Raw genomic sequence first — 4197 nt, forward strand, 5'->3', positions numbered from 1 at the left:
CCCTCCCCGACCCTCCCCCGCTGCGGGCTTCGCCCTGCAGGGGAGGGGGATTTTAAACAGGTTCTCAGACAAGGCGCGTCGCCAAAGACAGTACGCGGGTGCCCAGTCAGGCGCCGCAACACCATATAAGGCTTTCGGTGAACGGCTATATAAACGCCACGGATAACCAAAGCCTCACCCCGAACGCGGGCAGACGGAGTACCCTGTTGCCAACCCAACCTGCCCGGAGCGCCCATGCCACACCACCAACCCCCGAAAGTCCTGCTCGTTCACGGCCTCTTTATGCGCGCCACCATGCTGCGGCCGATGATGGCGCAACTGCGACGGCGCGGTTATCAGTGTCTCGCCCTGACCTACCCGACGCGCAACCAGACCCTGCATGACAGCGTCGCGCAACACCTGCCGCAAATTCAGGATTTTGCGGGCGATGCGTCGCTGTTTGCCATCGGCCACAGTCTCGGCGGACTGTATCTGCGCCATTTGCACCAACAATGGCCGCAGGGGCTGGCGCGCGGTCGCGTTGTTACCCTTGGCACGCCGCATCTGGGTAGCAAGGTCGGGCGTTATTTTTATGAACGCCCGTGGCGGCGGCGCATCCTCGGCCATTGTTGGCAACAGGGGCTGGACGGCAACGCGCCCGCGTGGGACGCCGCCATTCCGCTACTCAGCATTGCCGGGACGAAAGCGATCGGCGTCGGCAGCGCGCTCGGCATCTTTGCCGCCGACGAGCCGAACGATGGCACGGTTGCCGTTAGCGAGACGGAACTGCCGCAGGCCGCCGCTTTTTACCGCCTGCACACCTCACACAGCGCGCTGCAATTTGACCGCACAGCGGCGGCGCTCGCCGACCGCTGGTTTCACGGCGAGGCGCCTGAAACGGAAACCATCGTGCAATCAGCGGATTAAAAAATTTTTTACCGCCATCCTTGAAAGCGCTGCGCCCCAACCCTATCTAGGGCGTTGTGTGATTGAACACCCCCGCCCCGGCGGGATTTTCAATGTCCTTTTTCATTAACCATTCAGGAGCTCATTCATGAATCTTCGTCCCCTGCACGATCGTGTGATCGTCAAACGTCAGGAAAAAGAAACCACCACCGCTGGCGGCATTGTCCTCGCCAGCAGCGCTGCCGAAAAGCCGTCCGAAGGCGTCGTTGTCGCCGTCGGCCCCGGCAAGGCCAACAAGAATGGCGATGTGCGCCCGCTGGAAGTCAAGGTCGGCGACCGCGTCCTGTTCGGCAAATTCACCGGTTCCGAGGTGAAAGTCGATGGCGAAGACTACGTCATCATGCGCGAAGAAGAAATTTTTGCCGTCATCCAATAATTTTCAATAATTCTTAAACATTCAGGAGTTTATATATGTCAGCCAAAGAAGTCCGCTTCGGTGAAGCCGCCCGCAAAGAAATGCTCAAGGGCGTAAACATCCTCGCCAACGCCGTCAAAGTCACCCTCGGCCCGAAAGGCCGCAACGTCATCCTCGAAAAATCCTTCGGCGCGCCGACCATCACCAAAGACGGCGTTTCCGTCGCCAAGGAAATCGAGCTGGAAGACAAGTTCCAGAACATGGGCGCGCAAATGGTGAAAGAAGTCGCCTCCAAGACCAATGACGTCGCCGGCGACGGCACCACCACCGCTACCGTCCTCGCGCAAGCTATCGTCAGCGAAGGCCTGAAAGCCGTTGCCGCCGGCATGAACCCGATGGACGTCAAGCGCGGTATCGACAAGGCAGTTAGCGAAGCCGTCAAAGCGCTGCACGCCATGTCCAAACCGTGCGAAACCCACAAGGAAATTGCGCAAGTCGGCACCATCTCTGCCAACTCCGACAGCACCGTCGGCGACAAAATCGCTGAAGCGATGGAAAAAGTCGGCAAAGAAGGCGTCATCACCGTCGAAGAAGGCCAAGGCCTTGAAGACTCGCTCGAAGTGGTCGAAGGGATGCAGTTTGACCGTGGCTACCTCTCGCCCTACTTCATCAACAACGCGCAAAATCAAAACGTTGAGCTGGATGCGCCCTACATCCTGCTGCACGACAAGAAAATCTCCAACATCCGCGACCTGCTGCCGATTCTCGAAGGCGTCGCCAAATCCGGCAAACCGCTGCTGATTGTCGCTGAAGACGTCGAAGGCGAAGCGCTTGCGACGCTGGTCATCAACAGTATGCGCGGCATCGTCAAGGTCGCTGCCGTCAAGGCACCGGGCTTCGGCGACCGTCGCAAGGCGATGCTGGAAGACATCGCCATTCTCACCAACGGCCAGGTGATTTCTGAAGAGCTGGGCATGACCTTGGAAAGCTCCGACATGACCGTCCTCGGCACCGCCAAGCGCGTGGTTGTCGGCAAGGAAAACACCACCATCATCGGCGGCAGCGGCGACCCGGCGAAAATCGAAGCCCGCGTGGCCAGCATCCGCGCGCAAATCGAAGAATCCACCTCCGATTACGACCGCGAAAAACTGCAAGAGCGCGTCGCCAAACTGGCAGGCGGCGTTGCCGTCATCAAGGTTGGCGCTGCAACCGAAGTGGAAATGAAAGAGAAAAAAGACCGCGTGGAAGACGCGCTGCACGCCACCCGCGCTGCCGTTGAAGAAGGCATCGTCCCGGGCGGCGGCGTCGCCCTCATCCGTGCGGTCAAGGCGATTGAAAGCCTCAAGGGCGAAAACTACGACCAGCAGGTTGGTATTGACCTCGCCCGCCGCGCGATGGAATACCCGCTGCGCACCATCGTCGCCAACGCAGGCGTTGAGCCCGCCGTTGTTGTTGACCGCGTCAAGGCCGGCAAGGACAACGAAGGCTACAACGCCACCAGCGGCGAATACGTCGATATGCTCGCCGCCGGTATCATTGACCCGACCAAAGTGACCCGCTTTGCCCTGCAAAACGCGGCCTCCATCGCCGGGCTGATGATTACCACCGAAGCGATGGTTGCGGAAATTCCGAAGAAGGAAGAAGCCGCACCGGGTGGAATGGACGGCATGGGGGGCATGGGCGGCATGGGCATGATGTAAGCCCGCGCCCGTCGCATCCTGCAAAACGAAACCGGATTCCTCACGGAATCCGGTTTTTTTATGGGCGGCAAATGCTGCGGAAAGTCATGCAGGCCGGGCGGAAATGGCCGATAATTGCCGCGGCGAGGCAGTTTGCCTTGTCGTAATGTTTCAGAAAAGGATTGTATATATGAACAGATTATCCATCAAACCCAACCTGCTGGCGCTCGCATTGTTGCCGCTTCTGCTCGCGGCCTGTGGTGGCAGTGATGACAACAACGACAACCACAATGGCACTCCGGATAACAAGGCGGCCGATCCGCTCCCGGATCCGTCCACTCGTGCCAAACAGCGCAACACCGCGCCCAATGTGGGCGTAAACCCGCCCGGCGAGGAAGAAAAAGCGGCTTTTGAAGCAAGCAAGGTGTCGCTCGTCCCTCACAATGCGCTGAATGGCAACGCACCGGCGCCGTTTGTCATCAAGACGGAAGACGGCACCCCGACACGCGGTTTTGACGGCGAGAACGCGCAACGCGATTTCCGCAAATTTACGCCCGGTTTCTCCGAACAGCATGGCAAGCTGGAACTGGTCAAAAAGGAAGAGAACGGCAATAACGGCAACGCCACCCCCGCCCCGAATCCCGCGCCCAGCCCCAATCCCGGCGAGAAGGAAGACGACAGCGCCATCACCTTCCGCAGTTACCAGGGTTTCCGTGGCGGTGTCGTCGTCGGCTATCACGACAAGAGTCGCAATGTGGCAAGCAGCGACCTTTATGGCGTCAATACCACCGTTGAGCAGATTCCGGCCAGCGGCAAGGCCACCTACAACGGCGTCGCCTTTGACCGTACCGAACGCGGCACCCTCGTTTATAACGTCAATTTTGACAGCAAGCAGGGCGACGGGCGCATTGAGGGCATCAAGCGCTTTGGCATGATTACCCTGAATCCCGCCAACCTCAGCGACATCGGCGGCGGTGTCGGCATCACCGGCAACGCCCGCAACCTGTATAACCAGCCGTTACGCTATCAGGCGGAGTTTTATGGCAACGCTGCCGAGGAAATGGCCGGGCAGGTGGTCAATACTGCCAACCAGGATGTGGTTGGCTTCCACGGCACCCGCGGCGAGATTATCCATTAGACCTCTTTCCAAACCATGCAAAGGCATACGTTTTTTGGAATTTGTATCCCTGCCCCCACCCCGGCCCTCCCCCACGGGGG

4 protein-coding genes are annotated in these 4197 nt (G+C 59.4%); all 4 read left to right on the top strand.

Translation table 11 applies throughout. From position 1 onward, the window contains the following. Nucleotides 1-234: 234 nt before the first annotated feature. The 4 genes from Q0349_RS04220 to Q0349_RS04235 all read left to right on the top strand — a co-directional run bounded on the left by Q0349_RS04220 (nucleotide 235) and on the right by Q0349_RS04235 (nucleotide 4117). Nucleotides 235-906 carry an alpha/beta fold hydrolase gene (locus Q0349_RS04220; RefSeq protein ID WP_298079630.1) on the top strand — a complete coding sequence of 224 codons (672 nt, stop codon included), beginning with the start codon at nucleotides 235-237 and terminating at the stop codon, nucleotides 904-906. A 127-nt stretch (nucleotides 907-1033) separates the two neighbouring features. Further along, a complete protein-coding gene (gene groES, locus Q0349_RS04225; RefSeq protein ID WP_298079631.1) occupies nucleotides 1034-1321 on the top strand; it encodes a co-chaperone GroES in 288 nt (95 codons plus the stop codon). A 35-nt stretch (nucleotides 1322-1356) separates the two neighbouring features. Then, nucleotides 1357-3000, top strand: coding sequence for a chaperonin GroEL (gene groL, locus Q0349_RS04230; protein WP_298079632.1), 1644 nt, complete (start codon nucleotides 1357-1359; stop codon nucleotides 2998-3000). A 169-nt stretch (nucleotides 3001-3169) separates the two neighbouring features. Next, nucleotides 3170-4117: a factor H binding protein domain-containing protein gene (locus Q0349_RS04235; RefSeq protein WP_298079633.1), complete on the top strand. Its 948-nt coding sequence runs from the start codon at nucleotides 3170-3172 to the stop codon at nucleotides 4115-4117. The last annotated feature ends 80 nt before the right edge of the window (nucleotides 4118-4197 follow it).

The organism is uncultured Cardiobacterium sp. (assembly GCF_938028185.1).
Taxonomy (GTDB): domain Bacteria; phylum Pseudomonadota; class Gammaproteobacteria; order Cardiobacteriales; family Cardiobacteriaceae; genus Cardiobacterium.